This window comes from Alloacidobacterium sp. (assembly GCF_035631355.1).
Classification (GTDB): Bacteria; Acidobacteriota; Terriglobia; order Terriglobales; family Acidobacteriaceae; genus Alloacidobacterium.
This window is the reverse complement of sequence record NZ_DASQIX010000048.1, coordinates 70,628-95,870: the sequence shown is the minus strand read 5'-3', so window position 1 is coordinate 95,870 and position 25,243 is coordinate 70,628. Positions and strand designations below refer to the sequence as shown.

27 protein-coding genes are annotated in these 25,243 nt (G+C 57.3%); 15 read left to right on the top strand and 12 right to left on the bottom strand.

All coding sequences use genetic code 11. The annotated features are described in order from the left end of the window. The first annotated feature begins 43 nt into the window (after positions 1-43). Entirely contained in the window at positions 44-2,155 is a 2,112-nt protein-coding gene (locus VEV40_RS08690; protein ID WP_324831646.1) for a thioredoxin domain-containing protein, read from the top strand. Positions 2,156-2,229: 74 nt separating this feature from the next. On the opposite strand, the gene VEV40_RS08685 is transcribed toward VEV40_RS08690, so the two are convergent. Then, entirely contained in the window at positions 2,230-3,228 is a 999-nt protein-coding gene (locus VEV40_RS08685) for a mechanosensitive ion channel family protein (RefSeq protein WP_324831644.1), read from the bottom strand. A 24-nt stretch (positions 3,229-3,252) separates the two neighbouring features. Here VEV40_RS08685 and VEV40_RS08680 point away from each other — a divergent pair, with 24 nt between their 5' ends. Together VEV40_RS08680 and VEV40_RS08675 are read left to right on the top strand one after the other, a co-directional pair. Then, positions 3,253-3,648, top strand: a complete 396-nt coding sequence (locus tag VEV40_RS08680; RefSeq protein WP_324831642.1) for a hypothetical protein — start codon at positions 3,253-3,255, stop codon at positions 3,646-3,648. A gap of 141 nt (positions 3,649-3,789) precedes the next feature. Then, positions 3,790-4,350: an HdeD family acid-resistance protein gene (locus tag VEV40_RS08675; RefSeq protein WP_324831640.1), complete on the top strand. Its 561-nt coding sequence runs from the start codon at positions 3,790-3,792 to the stop codon at positions 4,348-4,350. A 7-nt stretch (positions 4,351-4,357) separates the two neighbouring features. Here VEV40_RS08675 and VEV40_RS08670 read toward each other — a convergent pair whose 3' ends face one another. Further along, positions 4,358-5,545: a PP2C family protein-serine/threonine phosphatase gene (locus VEV40_RS08670; RefSeq protein ID WP_324831638.1), complete on the bottom strand. Its 1,188-nt coding sequence runs from the start codon at positions 5,543-5,545 to the stop codon at positions 4,358-4,360. 90 nt (positions 5,546-5,635) lie between these two features. Then, on the bottom strand, positions 5,636-7,900 hold the full coding sequence (locus VEV40_RS08665; RefSeq protein ID WP_324831636.1) for a sodium-translocating pyrophosphatase: 2,265 nt from the start codon (positions 7,898-7,900) through the stop codon (positions 5,636-5,638). 438 nt (positions 7,901-8,338) lie between these two features. On the opposite strand from VEV40_RS08665, the gene VEV40_RS08660 reads away from it, so the two are divergent. Further along, complete coding sequence (locus VEV40_RS08660) at positions 8,339-10,513, top strand: dehydrogenase E1 component subunit alpha/beta (RefSeq protein WP_324831635.1); 2,175 nt, start codon at positions 8,339-8,341, stop codon at positions 10,511-10,513. Between the two features lie 21 nt (positions 10,514-10,534). Here VEV40_RS08660 and VEV40_RS08655 read toward each other — a convergent pair whose 3' ends face one another. Next, positions 10,535-12,274: a winged helix-turn-helix domain-containing protein gene (locus VEV40_RS08655; protein ID WP_324831634.1), complete on the bottom strand. Its 1,740-nt coding sequence runs from the start codon at positions 12,272-12,274 to the stop codon at positions 10,535-10,537. A gap of 280 nt (positions 12,275-12,554) precedes the next feature. Here VEV40_RS08655 and VEV40_RS08650 point away from each other — a divergent pair, with 280 nt between their 5' ends. Then, positions 12,555-12,977: a hypothetical protein gene (locus VEV40_RS08650; RefSeq protein WP_324831633.1), complete on the top strand. Its 423-nt coding sequence runs from the start codon at positions 12,555-12,557 to the stop codon at positions 12,975-12,977. A gap of 228 nt (positions 12,978-13,205) precedes the next feature. Here VEV40_RS08650 and VEV40_RS08645 read toward each other — a convergent pair whose 3' ends face one another. After that, on the bottom strand, positions 13,206-13,418 hold the full coding sequence (locus tag VEV40_RS08645) for a DUF3185 domain-containing protein (protein WP_324831632.1): 213 nt from the start codon (positions 13,416-13,418) through the stop codon (positions 13,206-13,208). 142 nt (positions 13,419-13,560) lie between these two features. Between VEV40_RS08645 and VEV40_RS08640 the strand changes: the two genes are divergently transcribed. Then, the gene (locus VEV40_RS08640) at positions 13,561-14,820 is read left to right on the top strand and encodes a DUF1501 domain-containing protein (RefSeq protein WP_324831631.1); all 1,260 of its coding nucleotides are present in this window, start codon (positions 13,561-13,563) and stop codon (positions 14,818-14,820) included. Between the two features lie 13 nt (positions 14,821-14,833). On the opposite strand, the gene VEV40_RS08635 is transcribed toward VEV40_RS08640, so the two are convergent. From VEV40_RS08635 to VEV40_RS08625, 3 genes are all read right to left on the bottom strand, one after another. After that, positions 14,834-15,253 carry a DoxX family protein gene (locus VEV40_RS08635; RefSeq protein WP_324831629.1) on the bottom strand — a complete coding sequence of 140 codons (420 nt, stop codon included), beginning with the start codon at positions 15,251-15,253 and terminating at the stop codon, positions 14,834-14,836. Between the two features lie 39 nt (positions 15,254-15,292). Beyond that, on the bottom strand, positions 15,293-16,198 hold the full coding sequence (locus tag VEV40_RS08630; RefSeq protein ID WP_324831628.1) for an alpha/beta hydrolase: 906 nt from the start codon (positions 16,196-16,198) through the stop codon (positions 15,293-15,295). Positions 16,199-16,296: 98 nt separating this feature from the next. Next, complete coding sequence (locus tag VEV40_RS08625; protein WP_324831626.1) at positions 16,297-16,527, bottom strand: hypothetical protein; 231 nt, start codon at positions 16,525-16,527, stop codon at positions 16,297-16,299. 42 nt (positions 16,528-16,569) lie between these two features. Between VEV40_RS08625 and VEV40_RS08620 the strand changes: the two genes are divergently transcribed. Continuing rightward, the gene (locus VEV40_RS08620; RefSeq protein WP_324831624.1) at positions 16,570-16,875 is read left to right on the top strand and encodes a Rieske (2Fe-2S) protein; all 306 of its coding nucleotides are present in this window, start codon (positions 16,570-16,572) and stop codon (positions 16,873-16,875) included. 91 nt (positions 16,876-16,966) lie between these two features. Here VEV40_RS08620 and VEV40_RS08615 read toward each other — a convergent pair whose 3' ends face one another. Then, entirely contained in the window at positions 16,967-18,484 is a 1,518-nt protein-coding gene (locus VEV40_RS08615; protein ID WP_324831622.1) for a sialate O-acetylesterase, read from the bottom strand. A gap of 162 nt (positions 18,485-18,646) precedes the next feature. Here VEV40_RS08615 and VEV40_RS08610 point away from each other — a divergent pair, with 162 nt between their 5' ends. From VEV40_RS08610 to VEV40_RS08600, 3 genes are all read left to right on the top strand, one after another. Beyond that, entirely contained in the window at positions 18,647-19,495 is an 849-nt protein-coding gene (locus tag VEV40_RS08610) for a hypothetical protein (protein ID WP_324831621.1), read from the top strand. A gap of 148 nt (positions 19,496-19,643) precedes the next feature. Then, the gene (locus tag VEV40_RS08605) at positions 19,644-19,787 is read left to right on the top strand and encodes a hypothetical protein (protein WP_324831619.1); all 144 of its coding nucleotides are present in this window, start codon (positions 19,644-19,646) and stop codon (positions 19,785-19,787) included. Beyond that, complete coding sequence (locus tag VEV40_RS08600; protein ID WP_324831618.1) at positions 19,784-19,969, top strand: GGDEF domain-containing protein; 186 nt, start codon at positions 19,784-19,786, stop codon at positions 19,967-19,969. The genes VEV40_RS08605 and VEV40_RS08600 overlap by 4 nt, the downstream gene beginning before the upstream one ends. On the opposite strand, the gene VEV40_RS08595 is transcribed toward VEV40_RS08600, so the two are convergent. The 3 genes from VEV40_RS08595 to VEV40_RS08585 all read right to left on the bottom strand — a co-directional run bounded on the left by VEV40_RS08595 (position 19,966) and on the right by VEV40_RS08585 (position 22,090). Further along, the gene (locus VEV40_RS08595) at positions 19,966-20,412 is read right to left on the bottom strand and encodes a (deoxy)nucleoside triphosphate pyrophosphohydrolase (protein ID WP_324831616.1); all 447 of its coding nucleotides are present in this window, start codon (positions 20,410-20,412) and stop codon (positions 19,966-19,968) included. The two genes, VEV40_RS08600 and VEV40_RS08595, sit on opposite strands and share 4 nt — an antisense overlap. A 2-nt stretch (positions 20,413-20,414) precedes the next feature. After that, a complete protein-coding gene (locus VEV40_RS08590; protein ID WP_324831614.1) occupies positions 20,415-21,236 on the bottom strand; it encodes an ABC transporter substrate-binding protein in 822 nt (273 codons plus the stop codon). A gap of 116 nt (positions 21,237-21,352) precedes the next feature. Further along, positions 21,353-22,090 carry an HAD family hydrolase gene (locus VEV40_RS08585; RefSeq protein WP_324831613.1) on the bottom strand — a complete coding sequence of 246 codons (738 nt, stop codon included), beginning with the start codon at positions 22,088-22,090 and terminating at the stop codon, positions 21,353-21,355. A 133-nt stretch (positions 22,091-22,223) separates the two neighbouring features. Here VEV40_RS08585 and VEV40_RS08580 point away from each other — a divergent pair, with 133 nt between their 5' ends. The 5 genes from VEV40_RS08580 (at position 22,224) to VEV40_RS08560 (ending at position 25,236) form a co-directional block, all read left to right on the top strand. Then, entirely contained in the window at positions 22,224-23,144 is a 921-nt protein-coding gene (locus VEV40_RS08580) for a tyrosine recombinase (protein WP_324831612.1), read from the top strand. Continuing rightward, positions 23,141-23,611 (top strand): DoxX family protein, encoded by a 471-nt coding sequence (locus tag VEV40_RS08575; protein ID WP_324831610.1) that lies wholly within the window; start codon positions 23,141-23,143, stop codon positions 23,609-23,611. The genes VEV40_RS08580 and VEV40_RS08575 overlap by 4 nt, the downstream gene beginning before the upstream one ends. After that, positions 23,608-24,537 (top strand): tyrosine recombinase XerC, encoded by a 930-nt coding sequence (locus VEV40_RS08570; protein WP_324831609.1) that lies wholly within the window; start codon positions 23,608-23,610, stop codon positions 24,535-24,537. The genes VEV40_RS08575 and VEV40_RS08570 overlap by 4 nt, the downstream gene beginning before the upstream one ends. A 65-nt stretch (positions 24,538-24,602) precedes the next feature. Then, complete coding sequence (locus VEV40_RS08565; protein ID WP_324831608.1) at positions 24,603-24,833, top strand: AbrB/MazE/SpoVT family DNA-binding domain-containing protein; 231 nt, start codon at positions 24,603-24,605, stop codon at positions 24,831-24,833. Beyond that, positions 24,823-25,236: a PIN domain-containing protein gene (locus tag VEV40_RS08560; protein WP_324831607.1), complete on the top strand. Its 414-nt coding sequence runs from the start codon at positions 24,823-24,825 to the stop codon at positions 25,234-25,236. Before VEV40_RS08565 ends, VEV40_RS08560 begins: the two co-directional genes overlap by 11 nt. The last annotated feature ends 7 nt before the right edge of the window (positions 25,237-25,243 follow it).

Here is a 25,243-nt window from a genome sequence, read left to right as displayed (position 1 = left end):
CCCTCCCGCCTCATAGCCAGGATTCAACGATAGACTGCAAGAGATGAGTCAATACAACTCGCTCGAACACGCCGCATCCTCATATCTGCGTTCAGCCATGCACCAGCCAGTGAAATGGCATGAGTGGTCGTCGGAGGCCTTTGCGCTCGCGGCGCAGGAAGACAAGCCCGTTCTGCTCGATATCGGGGCGGTGTGGTGCCACTGGTGCCATGTGATGGACCGCGAATCGTATGAAGACGCTTCACTCGCTCAGGTTATCAACGAACATTTCATCGCGGTGAAAGTCGATCGCGATGAGCGCCCCGACGTGGACAACCGGTATCAGGCTGCGGTGCAGGCCATCAGCGGGCAAGGAGGATGGCCGCTGACTGCTGTTCTGACTCCCGACGGCAAGCCGTTTTTCGGCGGAACGTATTTTCCTCGCGACGACCGTTACGGCCGTCCAGGATTTGAGCGTGTGTTGCGAACGCTGGCCAACGTGTGGCAAACGAAGCGCGGTGACGCCTTGGAAACTGCTGAAGGAGTTCTTGCGGCCATTGAGCATGGCGAGAGCTTTTCCGGGCGCAGCAGTTCACTGAGTCTTGAGCTGGCGGACAAGCTGGTAGCGAGCGCACTGAACCAGTTCGACCCGCGGCACGGGGGATTCGGCGCGCAGCCAAAGTTTCCGCATCCAGCGGCCATCGACCTGCTGATCGACGTAGCCGCACGCACCGGCAACGAAGCTGCGAAACAAGCAGCGACGGTAACGCTCAAGAAAATGGCCGCGGGTGGCATCTACGATCATCTCGGCGGCGGGTTCCACCGTTATTCGGTGGACGAGCGCTGGGTAGTGCCGCATTTTGAAAAGATGCTCTATGACAACGCGGAACTGCTGAAGAACTATGTGCATGCTTTCCAGACCTTCGTCGATCCGGAGTTCGCCCACGTTGCTAAAGACATGATGCGCTGGATGGACGAGTGGCTCACTGACCGCGAGCGTGGCGGCTTTTACGCCTCACAGGATGCCGATGTTTCCCTTGATGACGATGGCGATTATTTCACCTGGACACAGGAAGAAGCGGCTGCTGTCTTGACGGAAAATGAGCTGGCGGTCACCGGGTTGTATTTCGACATCGGCGAGATGGGCGACATGCACCACAATCCGAAAAAGAATGTGCTGCATGTGAAATACACAACTGAAGCTGTCGCGCAAAAGCTGTCACGCAGCGTCGAAGATGTTCGCGAGGATCTGGAATCGGCCCGGAAAAAGCTGTATGCGGCGCGACTGGAGCGAACAACACCCTTCGTCGATAAAACGGTCTACACCAGTTGGAACGCGTTGGGTGTGTCGGCTTATCTGGAAGCAGCACGAGTTCTGCAACTCGAAGCGCCGCGCAGCTTCGCCTTGAAGACGCTGGATCGAATCCTGCAGGATGGCTGGAAAAAAGAAACAGGGCTGGCGCATGTTATCGCCTACTCCGATCAGAAACAGGCGCGCCAGCGCGTGGCCGCCGTACTCGATGATTGCGCCTTCCTGATACATGCCTGTGTGGATGCCTGGCAGGCTACAGGCGAGTTGCGCTACTACAACGCGGCAATTGAAATCGGTGATGTAATGGTCGAGCGCTTCTACGATGCTACTGGCGGCGGCTTCTTCGATACGGAAACGCCGAAGGGCGAAGTGCTCGGCGCGCTATCGGCACATCGAAAGCCTTTGCAGGACACGCCAACGCCGGCGGGCAATCCAGCAGCCGCAGCTGCTCTGCTGCGGCTGGAAGCACTGAGCGAACGCAAGGACTTCCGCGAAAAAGCAGAGGACACGCTGGAGCACTTCGGCGGCGTTGTCGAGCATTTTGGCTTATACGCCGGAACGTACGGTCTTGCGTTGGAGCGGCTGCTGCTGCCTGCCGTGCAGGTGGTCATCATTGGCGAGGATGACCATGCGCGTCAGCTAACGGCGATGGCAATAGCGCGCTATGCCGTGAACAAAAGCGTCATCACGCTGCGGCAGGACCAAGTGACACGCGAAAATCTGCCTCCCGTGTTAGCCGAGACATTGCCTGCATTGCCGCAGCTTCAGAAACAGGCAAGCTTCGGCGTTGTCTGCCGAGGAAATGCCTGCCAGCCGCCAACCAGCGACGGCGAAGAATTGTTGAAGGAATTAAGCGGTATCTAGTGTGGTAGGTCATTTCATCAATAATCGCTTTGCTTTTTCCAAAAAAGAGATGGCATTAATTCTCAAGACAGCCTCTACATCCCTTCACCGGTGAAGGGATTCACTTCATTCGGCTTGGCCGTAGTAGGATCAGCAGCAGCCACCACCGCTTCATTGTTGCGTAATCCAACAGGATGAACATTTGAGCCGTAGACTCGCAGCGGATCTCCCGGCAGCAATTTATTTTCCGCGAGCGCGATGCGAATGCGTCGTTGCGTCTCGCGCATGGCTGCCCACTGCTTGTCGGCCTTTGTCTTCAGTTGTACGGGATAGATAACCTGCGACCCTTTAATGGTGTCTACGCCAAGCAGAACAGGGTCGCTGATGAACACATCGCTGTATGCAGGATCATTCCGCACGCCCATGGCGACTTCTTTCAGCAGCGCCAGCACTTTATCCGGATCGGCTGAAAAATCAACCGACACATTGATTGTCGCCACCGAATAGTCACGCGTCAGGTTGGCAACCGTCGTGATCTGCGAATTGGGAATGATATAGAGGGTGCCATCGCCGTCGCGCACCGTGGTCTTGCGCAAGGAGAGCGATTCGACAATTCCGGTCAATCCCGCCAGCCTCACTTTGTCGCCAACATTGTATTGGTCTTCAACGAGGATGAGCACGCCATTCAGGCAGTCCTTCACGATAGTCTGTGCCGCCAGGCCGATAGCAACGCCAGCCACGCCGGCGCTGGCAAGCAATGGCTCCAGCTTAAAGCCAAGCATCGGCAGGATTTCCAAAGCGGCCACAAACATGATCAAGCCAATGCCTGTGGCGCGGATGACCGATGCCAGCGTGCGCACTTGCGCAACCCGTGCAGCTCCGGCCGCATGATGCTCCGTGATGCGGACAATCCGGTGAGTAATGATCTTGAGGACGCGCGTGAGCAGCCACGCGACGAAGCCGATAATGACGATCTTGGGAAGCACCTTATAGGTAAAGTCCACAAGGTCGTTAAGAAATTGAGCGTCGAGCCGCGCTAGGCGGCTTTCCTGTGAGAAGAGCGTCAGAAAGGAGTGCGTATATGTCACGAACATAGGAAACATTCTTATAATGACCTGATGCGCTGTTTAGATGCCAGTTCGGTGCCTCTAAAAATTGCGGTCATTGCCCTTCTTTCCGGCTGTTGCGTGACCGCGAGGGCGCAATTCCCGCAGACGCCGCCGCCTCCTACGACTCCTCGGACTCCCGGCGTTCCCGGGCAGTCGCCGGCCTCCAGTGATGACAATGATCAGGACGCGATGGCGCGCCGGGCAATGCTTCGACAGGCCCAGAAACGCAACGATGAGCGCCAGCAGGACATTGTGAATGACACGGCCAAACTGTTAAAGCTGACCCAACAGCTCAAGGATGAACTGGCGAAGAACAAGGACCCAATGTCTATGGCCACGATCAAGAAGACAGAAGAAATCGAAAAACTGGCCAGATCAGTCAAGGACAAAATGAAAGGAAACTAACCGCAGAGCGGGTTCTTTTCTAAATGAGCGTATGATGTTGCGGAAATATGGCGTTAGATCTTCACGCCGGGCCTAAAGAAAAGCTGTTTTTGAAGCGCTGAAAAATCCGTATGGTGTGATCATTCTCTCGAAGGAGGTCGCATGGCGGCAGATGCTATCAGCACCGCACTGAAACGCGGAACCGGGTTGGCCATTGTCTGGGCAATCATCCTTATCCTTTGCGGAATCCTTTCACTCTCTTTGCCGATGATTGCCGGAATCAGCACGGCCATCGTGCTCTCCGTCCTCATCATCATCGCCGGGATCGTCCACCTCACAACTGCACCGGTATCCAGAGGTTTCGGCGGGTATCTGTGGCGGACCCTGGTGGGCATCGTCTACATCATTGGCGGAATATGGCTGATCAGTCACCCGATTCTCGGGCTTGTTTCTTTTACTTTTGTCCTCGGAATCATCTTCCTGATCGAAGGCATTTTTTCGATCATCAGCTTCTTTCCGTTGCGCAGGAACGCCGGCTCAGGATGGCTGCTCTTTGACGGCCTTATCACCGTATTGTTGGCATTTCTCATTCTCGATCACTGGCCGTCGAGCGCGGCGTGGGCCGTTGCCACAATCGTCGGAATCAATCTGTTTATCAGCGGAATCACGCGCTTGATGGCGCTGCTTGCCGTGCGCCGTTTTCTGAACGTAGCAGCAGCATAGCCACTCTTTACAGCCGACGGACCAGTAGTAGCGTCTGGTCGTCTATCTGTTTTCCGAAAGCACGCGCCGCGCCGAGAATCGCATCCGCCAAAACGGGAAGACTGTCTCCGGAATGACGCGCGATCACTTCCTGCAAGCGGTCCAGGCCGAATTCATCTTCCGACTCATTGCTGGCTTCAAGAATTCCATCCGTGACGGCGATGAGAAGGTCACCCGCTAACATGATCGACGCCCCTGCGGAAAAGCCCTCAACCGGCATCAACCCAAGCGGAAACTGTTCGGCTGAAATATGTTCCGTGCCCGCCCGCGAGCGATAGTGCAGAATGGGCGGATGCGCCGCGAGCGCATAGAAGACGCTGCCGTCGGGGTTCAGCCGGAACCCGGCAAACGTGGCATACATCTGCGGTTCCTTCACATCAGGCAAAACGCGGTTCAGCCGGTCCATGAGCGAAGGCAAAACGTCTTGCGGTTCCACCAGGCGCGCATCGAGCAATGCGGTTCTCGCCGCCGTCTTCAGCATTCCCATCAGGATGCCGGCCTGCAATCCGTGTCCGGCAATGTCCGCGATATAGGCTACAGTGCTGCCATCCTCCAGCCGAAGAGCATCAACCAGATCGCCCCCGACCTTGTCGCTCGGGTCGGAGCGTCCATACAACTCAAACTGCGCATCCCGCAAAGCCACCGGAGGAACGAGCGTTTTCTGGATACCGTGAGCGAGCTCCAGTTCATTGCGGATGCGAGAGGACTCCTGTCCTTCTCCGCGAACAAAGCGGATGAGCAGGGAATAAGACACGATAACCAGCAGCAACATGACCACTCCGGCGAATCGGACGCCGGATGCCGCGGGCACTGGCTGCAAATGAAAATGCGATCCAAGAAACGTGACAATGGCGGTGAATCCGAGCCAGATCGGGATTTGAAGAAGCGTCGCATGAATAAAGTAGCGAGGGGTTAATCGCATCCCCACGTGGATGTACATCAGGGCAACGGATCCACTGAAGATGGCATTCAAGATCGTGATGACATATGGCGTGTGGCCGAGGTTGAAAATGTCGCCGAAGATGCCCGTGATTGCAAATAAACAGAAGACAGCAGCATAAAGAGGCCACAATCTGCTGATAGGAACAGATTTGTAATACTGGTCCCAGAGCCGATGCTTATCTTTTTCTGATGTCTTGCGGGCGAAGAAGCTCATCAGCACGCACAATAGCAGAGATTCCCCTCAAGTGCCGCCCAAAAGAAGAAGGCCGCCATCGAGGCGGCCTTGCTGGTAAGCATATTTCAATTAGACAAACAACGGCGCCAGCACCAGAGTGACCGTTGCCAGCAGCTTGATGAGCACGTGCAGAGACGGCCCGGCGGTGTCCTTGAAGGGATCGCCAACCGTGTCGCCTACGACTGCGGCTTTATGAGCTTCCGAACGCTTGCCGCCATATTGACCGGTTTCGATGAACTTCTTGGCGTTGTCCCATGCGCCGCCACCGTTGTTCATCAGCATGGCCATCAGGATGCCGGAGATCGTGCCGACCATCAGCAACGCCGCGACCGCCTCGGCCCCGCTCAGATTCATGGGAACTCCGTGCAGCATCGGCGTGTCCGCCAGTTCCTTCAAATTGAACGCTGGACTGAAGTAACGGAAAATGACCCCTACAGCCAGCGGCATGGCGACGACCAGCGCGCCCGGCAGCACCATTTCCTTGAGCGCCGCTCCAGTGACGATGCCCACGCAGCGTCCGTAATCGGGCTGCGACGTGCCTTCCATGATTCCGGGATTTTCCTGGAACTGCTGATGCACGTCCTGGATCACGAACTGTGCCGCGCGTCCTACAGCTTTAATAGCAAGCGATGAGAAAAGGTAGACCAGCATCGCCCCCAGCAGCGCGCCAACAAAGACCGGCACCGATGCGAGGTTAACGTTAGAGAAGCTCCACGAAGATGACAGAGCATCACCAGCCGCAGCGAGCCGCTGGCTCACGATGTCGTGGATGGATTCAAGATAAGCCGAGAAAAGCAGGAAGGCAGCGAGCGAAGCCGAGCCGATGGCGTATCCCTTAGTGAGCGCCTTGGTCGTATTTCCGGCGGCGTCGAGCTTGTCCGTTTTTTCGCGGATGTCGTGCGGCTGATTGCTCATTTCAATGATGCCGCCGGCATTGTCCGTGATCGGGCCGAAGGTGTCCATAGCCAGAATGTAGGCTGCCGATGAGAGCATTCCCATCGTGGCGATGGCTGTTCCGTAAATGCCCTTCGAGTAATCGGAGATGGTTGTCACGTCCGCCAGCCCGCGCACGCCGAAGTAGTAGCTGAAGAGCAGCGCTGCGCCGATCACGATGACCGGAATCGCCGGCGTCTCCATGCCAACAGCTAGGCCGCTGATGATGTTCGTCGCTGGGCCTGTGGTTGACGCCAATGCAATAGACCGCACCGGACGGAAGCGCGTCTCCGTGTAGTACTCAGTGATGCGGACGAACAGGAATGAAGTAATAATCCCGCAGATGCCGCAGCCGAACAGCCACCAGCGGTCCTGAAGCATGTAATGGACCGCGACAGCAAAACCCGCCAGCGCCAGAAGCGTGGTGACGTAGTAGCCGCGGTTCAATGCGTGCATCGGCTCTTCATTTTCTTTAGCGCGCACAATGCTCACGCCGACGATGCTGGCAATGAGGTTAATGGCCTGCACGATCAGCGGGAAGAGAATGCCCTTGATGCCGAAAACGGGATAAAGCGCCGCGCCAAGGATCATCGCTCCTACGTTTTCAGCAGCGGTGGACTCAAAGATGTCCGCGCCGCGGCCTGCACAGTCGCCCACATTGTCACCCACGAGATCCGCAATCACCGCAGGGTTACGCGGATCGTCTTCCGGAATTCCCGCTTCCACTTTGCCAACCAGATCAGCACCTACGTCAGCAGCCTTGGTGTAGATGCCGCCGCCAAGCTGGGCAAAGAGCGCCACCAATGATGCTCCAAAACCAAAGCCGACCAACTGGAATGGCGCCTGGTCGGGGTGCTGCAATCCTCCAAAGAGAAGGAAGAGCACGCCAACTCCCAGCAGCGAGAGGGCGACCACGATGAGTCCCGTGACCGCGCCGCCGCGCAGCGCGATTTGCAGCGCCTTGCCCAGGCTGGTGCGCGCCGCCGAGGCGGTGCGGATATTCGAGCGGATCGATACCCACATGCCCGTCTGTCCCGAGAGCGCTGAACATGTAGCGCCAATCAGGAAGCTGATCACGACCTTATTCGCAAACGGAGCAGTGAACGGCGAGAGGTGATAGCCAAGATAAAGAATGATGGCGAGTGCTACGGCTATCAGCGCAATCGTGCCGTACTGCCTGCGCATAAAGGCTTCCGCTCCCTGCCGGATAGCGTCAGAGATGCGCTGCATCTCCGGGCTTCCGGTATCGCAGGCGAGAACCGAGCGGGCAAAAACCAGCGCGGCAATCAGGCCGAGAACGCCGACCGCAAGCGCGATCCAGAGATAAAGACTGCCAGAATTAAGGTTTAGTGGTTCATTGGACTGCCAGAAAAATGCAGCCAGCGAGGAGACAAACGACATTCAAAGTCCTCCAGAGAGAAGCAATCACCCAAAATTTGCGCTTCCGTTGCCCTGCGCGGCTTCGGAACCAGAAACGTACTGACCAGAACACAATCTGGAATCGTGAAAAAGGCCCCAGAAGCCTGTTCCAATCCTTTTGCGCAGGCATTGTGAATGGAAACGCTGAATTAGAGCACGTTGCAGAAACGATGGTCAATTCGCCAGCAACCGCAAAAATGATTCGCGCGGCATAAGCCTGTTTCCGGTGCGTTTCAGGCATGGCCCGGCGCGTTTCACTTTCATACAATAAGAATACAGAATGGCCCACCAGAGGCCCAGCGCCAGGCATCGTAAAGCAGTTAGTGTTCTGGACAGACAGATGTCCTGGGAACCTGTACAATCACCTGTCGCTCCAGTTGTGTGACAGATTTCTGGAGCGGCGACAAGAGGTTTTTCTGCATGGCCAAAACAGCCGTTCGCGGCGCAGAAGAGAGCAAGGCAAATACGGTTCCTGGCCTTGATTCTGAGCGATTGATTGAGATTTACCGCCTCATGTATCTTTCGCGGCGCACCGACGACCGCGAAATCTTGCTGAAGCGGCAGCAGAAAATTTTCTTCCAGATCTCCGGCGCCGGACATGAAGCTCTGCTGACGGCAGCGGGCATGGTGCTCAAACCGGGCTACGACTGGTTCTTTCCCTATTACCGCGATCGCGCGCTCTGCCTCGCGCTCGGCGTCACCGTCGAAGAAATGTTCCTGCAAGCCGTGGGTGCGGCTGCCGATCCGGCGAGCGGCGGGCGGCAGATGCCGTCACACTGGAGCAATCCCAAACTAAATATCGTCTCGCAATCTTCTGCCACTGCTTCGCAGATTCTGCACGCGGTGGGCTGCGCCGAGGCCGGGCGCTATTTTTCTCACCATCCGGAAGCGGCCAAAAAGCATGATGGTGACTATCGCGCCTACAAAAACATAGTCTTCCACGGCGACGAGGTCGTCTACACCTCTCTGGGCGAAGGCTCAACCAGCCAGGGCGAATTCTGGGAAGCGCTGAACACGGCGTCAAACCTGAAGCTGCCGGTGCTCTTCGTGGTTGAGGACAACGAGTACGCCATCTCAACGCCAGTAGAAGTCAACACGCCCGGCGGCAACATCTCGAAACTGGTCGCTGGTTTCCCGAATTTCTACTTTGCCGAAGTCGACGGCACCGATCCGGTCGAGAGTTACCGGGCATTTGAAGAAGCCGTGGCCCATTGCCGAGTAGGCCTAGGGCCATCGTTTGTGCATGGCCATGTAACCCGGCCATATTCGCATTCGTTTTCTGACGACGACCGCGCCTACCGCCCCAAGAGCGAGATGGAAGCCGACTCGCTCCGCGACCCGCTGCAGAAGATGCAGATGTTTCTCCTGCGCGAAGGCATTCTGGACGCCGATGCCATCAACAGTCTTGAAAAGCAGGTAGACGAAGAAGTCCGCGTTGCCGCAGAGCGGGCCTTGCGCGCGCCATTTCCCGATGCGTCGAGCATTCCTCTGCACGTTTATTCCGAAAATTACGACCCGACACGCGCCGATTTGCAGACAAAACCCGCGCAGACTCCGGACACGCAGGAACGCACCATGGCCGACCTCATCAACGCCTGCCTGAAGGACGAGATGCGGCGCGACCCACGTATTGTCGTCTTTGGAGAGGACGTGGCGGATTGCAGCCGCGAAGGCTATCTGCGCGAAGGCGCAGTCAAGGGCAAAGGCGGCGTCTTCAAGCTGACTGCCGGCCTGCAGAGCGAGTTCGGCGCCGACCGCGCCTTCAATTCGCCATTGGCCGAAGCAAACATTGTTGGTCGCGCCGTCGGCCAGGCCGTGCGCGGTCTGAAACCGGTCGTGGAAATCCAGTTTTTCGATTACTTCTGGCCGGCCATGCACCAGATGCGCAACGAGCTAAGCTCGATGCGCTGGCGCTCCAACGGAACATATTCCGCGCCCGCCGTGATTCGTGTGGCCATCGGCGGCTATCTTACCGGCGGCGCAATTTATCACTCGCAGTCGGGCGAAAGCATCTTTACGCATACGCCGGGCGTGCGCGTGGTCTTCCCGTCGAACGCGCTCGACGCCAACGGCCTGCTACGGACGGCAATCCGTTGCGACGACCCGGTCCTCTTTCTTGAGCACAAGCGGTTGTACCGCGAGACCTTTGGCCGGGCCGCCTATCCGGGACCTGAATACATGATCCCCTTCGGCAAGGCGAAGACTGTGCGCGAAGGCAAAGACCTGACCATCGTGACTTATGGCGCTGTCGTTCCGCGCGCCCTGCAGGCTGCTCAAAAAGCGCACCGCGAACACGGCATCGAGACGGAAATCCTCGATCTGCGCACCCTCAATCCCTACGACTGGGAAGCGATTGCCACTTCGATAAAGAAGACAAGCCGCGTGATCGTCGCCTATGAGGACATGCTGAGCTGGGGCTACGGAGCTGAAATTGCCGCCCGCATCGCCGACGAATTATTTGAAGACCTCGACGCCCCGGTCAAGCGCGTGGCGGCAATGGACACCTTCGTCGCCTACCAGCCGGTGCTCGAGGACGTAATCCTGCCCCAGCCTGAGCACATCTACCAGGCGATTGCGAAGCTAATGAAATATTGAGAAAAATCAGAGCCCGGATGCTCACTCAGGAAGACCCATGCGACGCAGCAGGTCGCTGAACCGTGGATCTGTGTGCAGGTTCTTGAATTCCGGTCTGATGTTCAGTTGAAAGAGGCCGCGGCCGGGAAGGGCTCTTTCGATCCATTGGAACGCCTGGTCTTTTTCGCCCAGGAGTGCGTGAATCGCGGCGCAGCCGTGAGCGGAGATGTATTGATAAGGTGGCTGAGACTGTGACAGCCTCGCCACGACTGCCCGCGCTTCGGCGTGTTTACCGGCGAGGGCATAAATGATTCCTCCTATTCCCATCGGAAGAATATTCGTCTGAGCGTTGCCTTCTGAAAAGGCGCCGGCTCTCTCCGCTTGGGCAAAAGCCTCCTCAGATCTTCCGCTATAGGCATAAGAGAGGGCCAGAAGCAACTGCGCGGGAGTGAAGGATGAGTCAAGCTCCAGTGCCTTATGGGCTTGCTCGATTGCCGCGTCGTATTCTCCGAGCATGTGATATGTTCCGGCAAGAAGCTGGTGGTTGGGCAACGAGAGCGGATCGAGCTCCAGCGTTATTCGTGCTTCGGCGATAGCCTCCTCGGGACGTCGATTGACCAGGCACCACTGGCTCCGCGTGTAGTGGCCTCCGGGAATATTCGGGGCTAATTCGATGGCTCGGCGGGACTCTTTTTCTGCGCCGGCCCAGTCCCAGTCGTATGCGAGCAGCAGGTATGCCAGACAGGCATGAGCGGTTGCCATGCTGTCGTCAATTTCGAGCGCCTTGAGCGCGGCTGCCTTTGCCATGGGAAATGCCTGGGAAGGCGGCAGTCCGCCAAAAATGCCGAGAAGGATGTAAATGTAGGCCAGGCCGGCATAGGCTCTGGCAAAGAGCGGGTCGATTTCAATGGCTTGTTTCGAATACGCGATTCCCTTCTGGATTCCTTCGGGCGACCATTTGTTGGCGTAGTACATCGCCTTCAGGTAGAGGTGGTACGCTTCTCGGTTCTCCGTTGGTCGTTTGTTGAGGAATTTGTCTTCGTCCGGGCTTAAGCGCGGCCGAAGGCTTTCAGAGATGCGGCGCGCGAGTTCTTCCTGCAATTCGAAGATGTCTTCGAGCGTGCGATTGAACTGCCCGCCCCAGAGCTGGGTGTCATTCGCTACATCCACCAGTTCCGTCTGAACGATCAGCCTGTCGCCACGCTGCGTTACTGTACCGGTGAGAACAACATCGACATTCAGATCGCGCCCGACTTTCTTCAGCTCGGTCTCAAGGCCTTTGTAGCGAAAAGCAGAAGTCCGTGGGACCACCCGAAGATCGGGAAATTGCGAAAGCAGATTGATGATGCTCTCGCTGATTCCTTCGCTCAGATATTCCGCTTCCGGGGGGCCTGTCCCGTTGGTGAAGGGCAGCACGGCAAGAGAATGAAATCCGCTGCGAAGCTCTCCCGGACGGGTGGCCGGCCCGAGAAAGCGATAACCTCGCTTGGGAATCGTTTCGACGTAGCGCGGACTTTCGGGGTCATCGTCCAGCGCATCTCTCAGCTTGCGCACGGCGACGCGCAGGCTGCCTTCGAAATCGACGAAAGTGTCTTCGGGCCAGATGCGGCTGCGCAGTTCTTCGCGGGTAACGATGTCTCCGGCTTTTTCGAGCAGCACAACAAGGAGCCGGAATGGCTGCTCCTGCAGCTTGACGCGCCTTCCGTTCTTGAACAGTTCGCCCGAGGCCGCATTTACCTCAAACTGGCCGAATTGATAGACAGCGTTGGCAGGTGTTGGCACATCCAGCCCTCCGCCTTACCGAGGCCCGAACCCGTGGTCTGGTTTACTCCCAGAGAAATGGTGGCTGTTCCACCAAAGTCCATTTCCTTCCCGAGGACCCGATTCGAAGCCGAGTCTACCGCTTCGGAACAGTTCACAGAGCCTTGTATTTGCCTGCGTCATTGGTGGTTAGCAGTTCACGGAGGATTCACGGGCAGTTCCTTTGAAACCAGGCGCAAAGAGCGGTTTCATGCCTCATGAGGCAGCCGGAAAAGGCGCCTCGCAGAAGGAGAAAACCACCATGAAACGCATACTTGCACTTGCATTCTTTGCGGCGGCTTTGATCTCGGTGGGCGGCGCTAACGCAAATGCTCAATCCCTTGAGTTCAAGGTCCCGTTTGACTTCACCGTTCAGAGCAGGGCGTTCCCTGCCGGGACTTACTGGGTCAGCCATGCAGCCCAGAATGTCATTTTCATTCAAAGCCGGGACATGCGGTTCCATACAATGGCCGTGACCTATGCCGCTTATGACACATCACCCAGCGGCGCCGAGCTTGTCTTCAAGAAGTATGGTGACAAGTACTTCCTGCACGACGTACTTTGCAGTGCTGCGGACTTGAACGGGGAAATCCCGGAGTCCAAACTGGAAGAACAGACTCGCACCCAGCAGGCGCAGCTTCCGCACGGTGAAACGGTTGCGGTTCTCCGCGCGGGAGTGAAGTAACCATCTCCATGGCCGGGGCCTGGCTGGCCTCCCTGTTCCATTGGCTGAAGTAGGGGGCTCCTCTTGACACGGCCCATATACTGAAAGCAAGAAAAGAAAGCCCGGCACAAGCCGGGCTTTCTCATTTGTGACATGCTCTTTGAAAATTGCGATGCCTCCTAAATTCCTTCACTGGAGGAACTTGCAAAAAATGGGGGTGGGGTTAGAAAGCCAAAACGGAACCACGGGTTAGCGGCTTTTGCTGCCGAACACTAAGAGCGCGCCTCCGCCGACAATGGCAATCACACCGAGAACAGGCGGCAGCGGAATGTTATGGGTTTCTTTCTTTTCCGCCTGGATTGGTCCTATGTCGAGGACTTTCTTGTGGGTGGTATAGGTGATGCCCCCGTAAATCAAGGCAATAATGCCCAGTACGATCAAAACAATGCCGGTCACTTTCATGCAGAACCCTCGGATTAGTCTTCGTTAGTCTGAGGCAGCTTGCAGGATTTTCGTTGTACTGACGGGCAGAGTCGCATACAGCCGCAACTTTCGCGTTAGGATGCCGTTTGCAGAAGTGGTCGGCTGACCGGGCGGAGTACCAATGCCAATTACGCGACGAGCATTCATGAAGGGCGGAGCAATGGCCGTCGTCGGCACTTCCGCGATCCCCAGCTTTCTTACGCGGACAGTGCTGGCCCAGGCCACAACGGCGCAGGCGCAGGGCAAGAAGTTGGTCGTGATCTTCCAGCGCGGCGCGGCGGATGGGCTGAACATCGTCGTTCCGCACCGCGAGAGCGCCTATTACCAGATGCGGCCCACCATTGCGATCCAGCAGAATCAGGTCATCGATCTGGACGGGTTCTTCGGGCTGCATCCGGCGATGCAGCCGCTCAAGCCGCTGTGGGACCAGCGCCATCTTGCCATCGTCCATGCTTGCGGATCGCCTGACCCCACGCGGTCGCACTTCGATGCGCAGGATTACATGGAGAGCGGCACTCCCGGAGTCAAAGCGACAAGCGACGGCTGGCTGAATCGGGCCTTGCAAGCCGAAGACGCGTGTTGCGCCGCGCGGAAACATTCCGCCTTCCGCGCGGTCGCGCTGGGCACGCAGGTCCCGCGGACGCTGGAAGGCAAAATTCCCGCCGTTGCCGTGAACAATGTCCGCGATTTCAGCGTGGGCGGACAGAATCCGGCTGCTGCTCCAGTTGCCGCCAGTTTCGAGGCGATGTATGCCGACAGCGTGAGTGCTGTCCTGCACGGCACAGGCTCGGAAACATTTGAGGCTGTGAAGATGCTGCAGGCATCCGATCCGGCGAAGTACACGCCTGCGCCGGGCGCAATCTATCCCAATGGGCCTTTTGGAAACAGCCTGCGGCAGGTGGCGCAGTTATTAAAGGCAAACCTCGGCGTTGAGGCCGCCTTCACCGATATCGGCGGATGGGACACCCACCAGAACCAAGGCAACGTCAATGGGCAACTGGCCAACCGGTTACGGGATTTCAGTGAAGGCATAGCCGCTTTCTGGACGGACATGGACGACCAGGCCAACGATATCGTTCTGGTCACCATGTCAGAGTTTGGCCGGACTGTCCATCAGAACGGAACCGGCGGCACCGACCATGGCCACGCCAATGTGATGTTCATTGTTGGCGGAGTCGTCCAGGGTGGCCGGGTGTATGGCAAATGGCCGGGAATGCACCAGAACCAACTTTACGAAGGCCGAGATTTGGCCATTACGACGGACTTCCGGCAGGTGCTTGGCGAGGCTGCCTACAAGACGGTTGGCGCTAGAAATCTCGACTTGGTGTTTCCCGGAGCCAACTTACAGAGCAATCACTTCTTGAATATCATGAAAGTTTAACTTTAAAGATCGCTTAATGCCGCCTCACGCCGGTTCCCAGCCGCGAATCAACCGCCAGATGACCTGATCCGCTAACCAGAATCAGCAGAGCCAGCACTAAAAGAGCAAGCGGAAACTCGAATCCCATAGGGCCAGTGAGCCCGTGATGCAGGTGCACTTTGAGCACTGCGACGGCCATGTCGATAACAACTCCAATGGCCGCGATGGGAACAAGCAGGCCGAGAATCAGCAGCGCTCCGCCAAAGAACTCAGTGAACGCGGCAACGTAGCCCAGCCAGGAAGGCAGTCCGAGGTGTCCCACCATCTGGGTGAAGTTGTAGAGCGAGCCGCGCGGGAATATCTTGTGCCATCCGTGGACAATCATGATGACGCCGAGAACGATGCGGGCGATGAGCACCGCAAGCGGGCGGAAACGGTCGAGCCATGTGAACATCGGGGCTTGCTCCTGTATGTGAAGAAAAGTGTTTGCAGTTTACGGGTGCGGAGGCAGTTCGTCCAGAAAGCGCTGCAAAGTTTCGAGATACAGAGTCTGGTCTTTTGGCGCAATCTGGAAGAACTGCTTCGGCATGGCGGCAACGCTGAACAGATAGTGTGTTTGCGGATCATTGGCCCGTTCGATGAAGAGCTTCGGAGTTTGCAGAGTCTTTAGAGTTTCTGTCGGATCGAAGCGGTCGCTGGTGAGGAGGCGCACGGGGAGAATTTTTGTACGCTTGTCTGCGGCGAAAATAGTAAGCGCGTCAGGGCTGATGTTTTCCAGAACAAGTGCAGGAATATCAGAATGACGGGCCGCGGTATTGACGGCGATGGTTGCCCCAAGACCTATTCCATCAAGGATCAAAGAATGCGTAGGCAGATGGCGCGTGCCGGTCAGATAGGCGAGGGCGGCGTCAGCGTCCTGATTCATGCTGATTTCGGAGGGGTGAGGATCGGCGCTTCTGCCGAAGCCACGATAGTCGAAGACGAAGACGTTGATGCCGAGCGTATGCAGCGTGTCAAGTTGCGTGATCGAGTCGGAGAGCGAGCCGCGTCCGTCGTGCAGGTAGAGGATGGTGTTGCCTGAGTAACGGGTGGTGGAGTCAACAGGAATCCACCAGCCGGTGAGCTGCGGCTTGCCTGTCTCTGTATCGTCGAATTGAATGTTCTGATATGGGATGTTTGGGCTGACGCTGACCGTATGCGACGGATGGAAGAGAAACTGCCAGCTTCCCTGATAGAAGAGCAGACAGAGCGTAGCGTAAGCGCAGGTGGCCGACATTCCCAACGTGATGGCGATTGCGGAAAGCAGCCATTTTCCGCTGATGAGCGGTTTCTGCGGGCGCAGCGGGTCGTTCCATCCTGCGTGGTGGGCTTCAGAGTGGGCTCTCAGGTGCTTTGACATGAGCGATATTTGAATTCTTTACTCTCCCACCCTATCGCAAACTGCGCGATAGGATGGGGCACCCGTAGATCCTTCTCTTGCTCAGAGTGGCAAGAAGTTTATCCGAAAGCGAGCTCGTCGGCAGATTCGAGCGGCGTTCCGCAGACGCGGCAAATGACTGCGGAGCAGTCACCACACACGAGCGGATCGCTGACCTCTCGCGCGCAGTTGGGGCACCATAGGCGCACTTCGCTGCCTTCAGGTGGATTCGATGGGGGCTGATCGGGCATTCTGAAGATGAGCGTAGCACGCAGCGCGGATGTCCGTTGCGATGGGGCAAAGCGGATCATTGACTCTGCTCAGGATGACAATCTGTTTTCAGGGAAAGACGAATGTCAGAGTTTGTGCGAATTTGCGGCAGGGCTGATTTGCCGCCTGCGGGTGAGGCCCGCGAAATTACAGTAGGCGAACGAATTTTCTGCGTCGCCAACGATGGCGGATCGATTTCCGTGATGGACAATGTGTGCCCGCATCGCGGCGGACCGCTGGGGCAGGGAATGATCGAAGACGGCAAGATTATTTGTCCGTGGCATGCGTGGGCCTTCGATCTGAAGACGGGTGAAGCGCATCCGCTGGCGTCGAAAGTGCCGGTGTATGAGGTCAGGATTGAAGGCGAGGATGTGCTGGCGAAGCTATGACGGGTTTGTCACGAGTAGCATTCTTGCGTTCCCACCCTATCGCAAACTGCGCGATAGGATGGGGCACCCGGAGTCATGCGCTTTTCGAAACCTATTCTGACGTGAAGGTCGATGCTGGCAGGCCATCCTTGTTGAAAAGGTTGGCGTCGGTCCAGCCTTGCCAGGCGTAACGCACGGCTTGCGGTTGGCTTATGCTCGCGGCCTGGACGACGACGGTTGAGCCGTCGATCTTGGCAGTAGCAGGGACGAATTTCCCGTCGGCTCCCGCGATTTCAAAGCCCTCAAGTTGTGGGCCGTGCGCGGCGAGTCCATCCTTCGCATGATCGAACCAGACGCGCATGGATGAACCTTCAACGGTTGCTGTGCGGAAGAGCGGGCCGGAGTACTCAAGCTGCGGTTCTCCATAAACCAAAGCGCGGGCGGCGAGAGCGAGGCGAGCACCGACGGTCTGCTTATCAGGTGGATGTACGTTGTCTCTGGAGCCGATGTCGAGCGTCACGGCCATGGCGGTATTGGCGACGGCAAGAGTCCGCCGCTGCTTGTCGCGAAGCTGGCCCCAGTCTTCCTGTGGCGAGTAGAAGTTCGAAATCTGCACATAGAGAAATGGGAAGTTGCCTTCACCCCACTTTGTGCGCCAGTCCTGAATCATGGCCGAGAAGAAGCGCGTGTAGTAGGGGGCACGATCGAGGGCGCTGTTAGTTTCGCCCTGGTACCAGATCACGCCTTTAATCGTGTAGGGAACCAGCGGCGCAATCATGCCGTTGTAAAGGTTTGCTGGCTCCCAGGAACGGGCGTCCGGATGCCACGGATGGTCAGGCTTAGGCTGGTGCGCAGCCTCAGCGGCTGCGTCTTCGCGCTTCTCTCTCGCGACGATGAGGTCGGTGTCAGCCAGGTCATCAGAGAAATGCGCCCATGAAGCAAACATGGGCATCAGGCCAGCGTCGGAGCCGATGCCGTCCATGCTCATCCAAGCCTCGACAGGCGTGCCACCCCAGGTGGAGTCGATGAGTCCGATAGGCACATGCTCGCGCGTGTTGATGTCGCGGCCAAAGAAATAGGCCACGGCGGAGAACTCGGCGGCGGTTTGCGGATTGCACTCGGTCCACGTCGCTGTTACGTCGTTTTTCGGGAAGTAGGAGGGTGTGTGCTCGATGCGCAACAGCCGGACGGTCGGCAGGTTGGCGTTGGCGATTTCCTGCTCCGCGTTCTTGAGGACAGCACTGCCGGGAAAGCCGTTGAGCGGCATCTCCATGTTCGACTGACCAGAAGCGACCCACACGTCGCCCACGAGGAGATCAGAGTGCGTGAGGCCGGGTCCGGATTTACCTTGCGCGGTGAGAGTGTACGGGCCGCCGGCTTCCTCCGGTTTGAGCCACACGCTCCATTTGCCGAGGTCGTCAGCGCTGGCGGTGTGGTTCTGGTCGTGAAAATGGATTGTGACCGCCTCGCCGGGGTCGGCCCAGCCCCAGATGTGAATGGGCTGGTCGCGCTGCAGCACGGCGTGACTGCTGAGGACGTTGGGAAGACGGACTTCGGCCTTAATAGAAGCTGGGATAAGGCCGGCGAGAAGGAGCGCAATGCTGAGAGTCAGATGTCTGGAAACAGGCATTCCTGAATGTGTACCGCCTTATTGGGAATGTGATTTTCGGACGCGTGATAACGATACATCATTCGCGGCGGCGTTAACGCAGGCCCAGTCTCCTGCAATAATTTTCAATCTGCTCAACAGGTGCGACGTATAATTGGCCAGCCTTTTAGGGGAGGGCTGCCGATGCCATTGCTGCGAATGTTCAGGGTATTCGTCTGTTGTGTCCTGGCTTTGACTGCGATGGGCGTGTGCGGCCAGAACTCACTGGCGAACCAGACGATCAAGTGGGATGACTACACTTACAAATTTCTATCCACGGGCCAGTCGGCGCAGGTTTTTGATAGCGCCGGGAAAGTTGTGGGAACGATCCTGTCGATGAACGGCGACCTGCAGATGATTCCGCTGCCCGGCACAGATGAGGAGAAGCTGAAAAAATCATTTGCGGACTGGAAGGCTTTTTATGCCCGCAGCCACAGCGCTGGAGGGTCTTCAAGTGCAGGCGCAACTGCCACGCCTGCTGCGAGCAGCAGTAATGGTGGACCGGCGGTACCGTGCCCGTCAACCTATGGAGTGTCCTACTTTGACGGCACGGCTTGGAAAACAATGATGCTGGCCGTCCAGATGCCAAAAGAAAAAAGTGTTTCGCTTTCGCAGGGCTTCAAAGACATGGGCAAAAATCCTTTGAATCCGAGGGCGGGTGAAACCATGATCTACCGTTATAAAGATCCGGCGGCGCCGTTGACGACAGGTCCGAACCCGTCATTCTGCGTCAGCATTAGCGCTAACTTTAATCCGAGCCAGATTATGATCGGTACAGTCGATATTAAGAAGGACCACCGCGAAATTGAACAAGCGGTCAGCTCGCGGGACAGCTGGCTCCCGCCTAAGCGTGTTCAGCAAGTGGATATCAAGCGCGTGTCTGAAACGGTAGTCGTGGTTACGCCGAAGACGCCCTTGCCGCCGGGACAGTATGTGTTGGGTGGACCTCCGATGGTGGGAATTTACGATTTTGGCGTACGGGCAAGCCAATAGGTGGCTGATTTAGCCCGTTCATCCTTTTCTAAGATCGAGCAGTGGTGACTTTTGAGCGTTCGGCAGCGCGCGTCCCGCGCTTCCTTGTGGACAACCACGGGCTTATTCTGTTCTTCAATAAGTAATCATCAGAAAATGGTTGTAGTGCGTGGGCAAGTATCTGCGCGCTGAGGGGACAGCTTTTCGGGTGGACGCGAGTATCGAAAAAACAACACAGCAGGGGCCGTTGAACTGGATGCCGTCCGTGGCGCGGCTGCTGGGCGTCATACAGGAAGTCCATATGGAATTGTGACCTTGAGCGTTGGTTGCGCTACGCTGATCCCGCAGCAGAATACTGGCGCATATGATTTGCTGCTGGCCGCGGACAGTGCTCTTTACCGCGCAAAAGCAGCGGGGCGAAACAGAAGTGAATTCGATATGCTGGACGCGGAATTAGGCCAGGAAGCAGGGGCGAAGAAGCGGGGCGGTGATTAGAGCAATTTTCCCGCGGCGAGGTCGCGGACGAGGCCGCGATCGGCGGCGAGGAAGTCGTAGCCGGGAAGGTCACGCAGGTTGCACCAGCGCAGATCATTGAAAATGTGCTTTGTGATTTCGCCCTCGAAGCGATGAACGGCAAAAAATTGCAGATCAACCGAGCCGCCGTTACGATAGGCGTGGCGCACATGGGCTACCAACGTGCCGATCATTGCGCGGATTCCCAGTTCTTCTTCGAGTTCGCGGATCAGCGCCTCTTCCGGGCCTTCACCCGGCTCCATTTTCCCGCCCGGGAACTCCCATTTAAGGGCCATGGCCTGATCAGGGCGGCGCTGGCAAATCAGCACCTCATCTCCGCGCAGAATAAGCGCGGCGACAACAAACCGGACAGAAGCGGACTTCACTTCCGGTGCGCCGGGTTTTTGAGTCTCGGTATCCTCCACGCTCACACCAGTTTAGACGGTTCAGACTCAAAATCGATGCAGCGCAGTTGCGGACTTTGCATGGGGCCGAAAATTTCCGGGTGAATGACAGAAGCCAGGGCGCGCATGCCGCCGATGAGCGTAGGCGCGGGCGTGTTCAGCAATTCTTCCGTGATGCAGAAGACACGGCGCTCGCTGACGGCGCGAAGTTGCTGCCAGCCGCGCTTTTCCACAGTTCGCTCGAGCGGAACGCGCATACCCGCTCCGCACCATGCCATGACCACCACGTCGGGATCCGTTGCGATGATGATTTCAGCTTTCGTCACCGCGCCGGGCAGGCCGACAAACTCGCCGCCAGCGGCCTCGACAAGCTCCTTGACCCAGTGTTGCGAGTGGATGAGCGGCTTACCCCATTCCTCGCAGTAGACACGCGGACGCTTGCTTGCCGCTAACGTACGGCTACTGGTTTCGGCGATGGCCGCCTGCATGGAGTTGATGACAGCTGCGGCTCTTTCAGGTGCATGAACAATTGAGCCGATGAGGCGGATGTCGCTATAGATGTCGGCGATGGAATGTGGAGCAAGCGCGAGGACAGGGAAGCTGGCTTTGAGGATGGCTGCCAGCGATTCATGTCGGTAGGGAACCGATGCGATGACGAGATCAGGTCTGAGGACGGTCAGTTCATCGGTGGTTGTTGTCCATGCGTCGTGAACAAGCGGAAGATTGCGTCGGCGCAACTCGGGGACAACGTCGAGGCAATAGCGCGTGCATGCAACGAGGGTGTCGATTTGGCCGAGGCAATCGAGGATGACAGACACGCTGGGCTGTAAGGAGACGATGCGCATGTGATTCGTACTCTCCCACCCTATCGCAAACTACGCGATAGGGGTGGGCACCCTTTTCGTGCTGCTGCAAATACAGATCCTTCACTGCGTTCAGGATGACAGCATCTTCTGAACATTTAGTTCTTGCTGTCCTTCATCACCGATGCCGGATAGAAGACTATCCAGCCATTTTCAGCAGCGCTTTGTTGCAAAGCTGGACTTGGGTTTACCGGGAAGGCGTGCTTCGCAATCTTCAGCATTGCCTCGTCGTGGATGGAATTGCCGAAGACGCAATCCGGGTGCGGCACGTCCGCGCGAACAAGCGCAGTGGCTTTGGCCTCGTCTGTGGGAACATCGATCAGGTCGCTGGTTACATGCCCATTGACGATGCGGACTTCTGCCGCCAGCACGCGCGATGCGGGAATGCCAAAGCGGGCCACGCCTTCCTCAATCACCCAGTTGTTGGTGGAGCTGACTGCCCACAGCCCGGTCCCGATGGCCTGCAGGTCAGCGATGAGCTTGCGCAACTCGGGAAAGATATTGGCTTCAATGTGCGTGCGGAAGTAAGTCGCTGCGGCGTGGCGCATCTCGTCCTCGCCCAGCTCGGCATACATCTGCACCATCTCGCCGCACATTTCAGCCTCAGAGACTTTGCCGGCCCGGTAGGCGCGGTATTGCGTGTCCACCCAATCGGCGGTGTTGCGCGAGACCAGCCCGGACTCAATCGACCAAACCATAAAGCCGTATCCCGCGTCTCCCGTCCAGAGAGTGCCGTCACAATCGAAGACAGCGGTCCTCGGTTTTGCCGCCATAACGGCATCATGGAATTCTTCGCGGGTGTATTGGTCGGCAGGCGCCGTGTGCAGCGTGGTCAAGAATCGCTCCTTCAAACTCTATTGTCAGTGATGATCTCGCATTTTGCACGGTGGGAATGTGAAGCGTTGGTGAACTTGGTTCAGGGTGCATCTTGCGGCTTCCAGGCTGTTCTTCGATGCAGATAATTAAAATATGAGCACAGGCCGCAACACGGAGCTGATCGGCGAATACCTGACGTATCTGCGCGTAGAAAAAGGACTGCGCCCGCTGACCTGCGAGGCTTATGAGCGTGATCTGCTGCAATTTGCTGAATATCTGAAAAGCGGGAACGCGCTGCTGTTGACGGCGCGGCAGCAGGAGGTGGCCGGGTTCCTTGAACATCTGCGGACTCACAGCGTTGAGTCGCGGTCGATGGCACGCAAACTCTCCTGTCTGCGCGGCTTCTACAAATGGCTGTTATTGGATAAGCGTATCCGGCATGAACCGACGATGAACCTGGAATCGCCGGATGCATGGAAGGTGCTGCCTAAATCGCTCGCGCCAGCCGAAGTGAATTCGATGCTGGAGCGCGCCGCGACGGCCGCCGATCATCCTGAAGTTGACGCTATTGCGCTACGAGATTGCGCGATCCTCGAATTGCTGTATGCGGGCGGGCTGCGCGTTTCAGAGTTGACAGGGCTATGCGTGGCCGATCTCTCGCTTGATGCCGGACGTGCGCTTGTCCGCGGCAAGGGAGACAAGGAACGCATCGTGCCTCTCGGTGCGCTATGCTTGAAGGCGATTCATGATTATCTCGAACGCGGGCGTCCAGCGCTGGCCCACAGCGGTCGCGCGAACCAGCTTTTCCTTTCCACGCGCGGCAAAGCACTTTCGCGCGAGTGGGTGTGGCGGCTGGTGAAATCGAGCGACAGTCATGCCAGTCCGCATAAGCTGCGGCACAGTTGCGCCACGCATATGGTGGAACGCGGCGCCGATCTACGAACCGTGCAGACTTTCCTTGGACACGCCGACATTGCGACGACGCAGATTTATACGCATCTTGCGCTGGGAAGGCTGAAGGCGGTGCACCGGATGCACCATCCGAGAGCCAGACGCACAGAGCAGGAGGGATGATGAGCGCAGGAACCTCGTCCAAGGCTATGTGGACGGACTTGGCGTCGTTCTTCCTGCGGTTGTCACTCGGCGCCGGGTTTCTTTCCGCAGTTGCGGACCGCCTTGGAGTCTGGGGACCTGCAGGAACGCCCTCAGTTGCGTGGGGCAATTTTCATAATTTCCTCTCATATACCGCGAAGCTCAATCCGTGGAGCCCGGCGTCATTGGTTCCGGTACTCGGTTGGGCTGCGACTCTCGCTGAAACGGTCGTGGGAATTGCGTTGACCATCGGCATTTGCACGCGGGCTGCCGGCCTTGTCGCGGGGTTGCTGACTTTGATCTTTGCCCTGTCGATGACCTTTGTGCTGGGAGTACATGTGCCACTGAACTATGGAGTGTTTGTCTATTCGGCGGCGGCCTTCTTGCTGGCATGCACTGCAATTGACAAATGGACGCTTGATGTGCTGTTCCGTAAGAGGCGAGAGTGACCACGAGGCCTGAGATCGCTCAGCTTGTTGACCGCTTTCTATCCACATTGCGGAATGAGCGCGGGTCATCTCCACATACTCTGCGCGCGTACGAGCGCGAACTGCGCGATTTTACGGCGTACCTGGCAGCGGTGTTCGGTGCGGGAGTCGAAATTAGGCGAATCGAACACCAGCACATTCGCGCCTATCTGGGCACGCTTTATCAGAAGGGACTGTCGAAGGCATCAGCGGCGCGGTCGCTGGCGGCGATCCGCTCGTGGTTCAAGTGGCTGGCGCGCGCGGGATTTGTGGAGCAGAGTCCGGCTGCGCTGGTCGCTACTCCGAAGCTGCCCAAGCATCTGCCGCGCGTACCGACGATCGAGCAGATGAACCGCGCCGTCGAAGCCGTATCGGAAGACGTCGCTGCATGGCCGGAGCGAGACCGTCTCATCTTTGAGTTGCTGTACGGATGCGGCATTCGCAATGCGGAACTTGTAGGAATTGATCTCAAGGACATTCACTGGGCGAACGAAGCGATTCTGGTGCGCGGCAAGGGGCGGAAGGAACGTTATGTTCCGCTCGGCGATGCGGCGGCGCAGGCTCTGCGCGCGTATCTGCCGCAGCGCGAAGTGCGACTGCATGTAGTCGGGAGACAGTCAGATGCGCTGCTGCTGAATGTGAAGCTGCGCGGGGACGGACGCCTGACTACGCGCAGCGTGGGCCGTATTGTAAAGGCGCTGGCGATTGCAAACGGACTGCCTGCTGAGGTGCATCCGCACACGCTGCGCCATGCCTTTGGTACTCACATGCTGGAAGAAGGCGCGGACCTGCGCGCGATTCAGGAACTGCTCGGCCACGAGCGGCTATCAACTACGCAACGATACACGCAGCTGACGCTCGGGCAGGTTGCTGAGGTTTATGACCGGACGCATCCGCGGGCGAAGTGAACTCGCATTAGATAATTGGCAATCCTTTGATATACAAATATATTGTATATCAAGGAGTAGTAGGCATGCAGGTATCGAAGTGGGGAAACAGCCTGGCAATACGTTTGCCTGCCGCGGTGGTCGAAACATTGAAGCTGAAGGAAGGCGACCAGATTGAGGTGCGTATTGCCGGCCGGCGTAAATTCGCGATAAGCAGGGACAGCAACAGGGAGGAAGCTGCCGGACGCCTGCGGAAGCTTCGTCGTCCATTACCCGCCGGCTTTGTTTTCGAACGGGCGGCTGCGCATGAGCGATAGGCCGTTTTTCGATACCACAGTCCTGATCTATGCGATTTCTGAAGGGGATCGGCGCGCTGAAATTGCAGAGAAGCTTTTGATTCGTGGCGGTTTCATCAGCGTTCAGGTTCTGAATGAATTTGTGGCGGTAGCGCGGCGAAAACTGAAAATGCAGTGGAAACAGATCACGGAAGGGCTTGACGCTATTCGCTCCTTATGTGGGAAGCCAACACCGCTGACTATTCGGACACATCAGGCTGCGCTTGCGATTGCAGCGAAGTACGGATATCAGATTTATGACGCATTGATCCTTGCTGCTGCTGTCGAAGCAAAGTGCGATACGCTCTACTCCGAGGATATGCAGGATGGCCAGAAGATCGGCGGGCTGACCATCAGGAATCCATTTACTCATCCTGTATATTGAGACATCG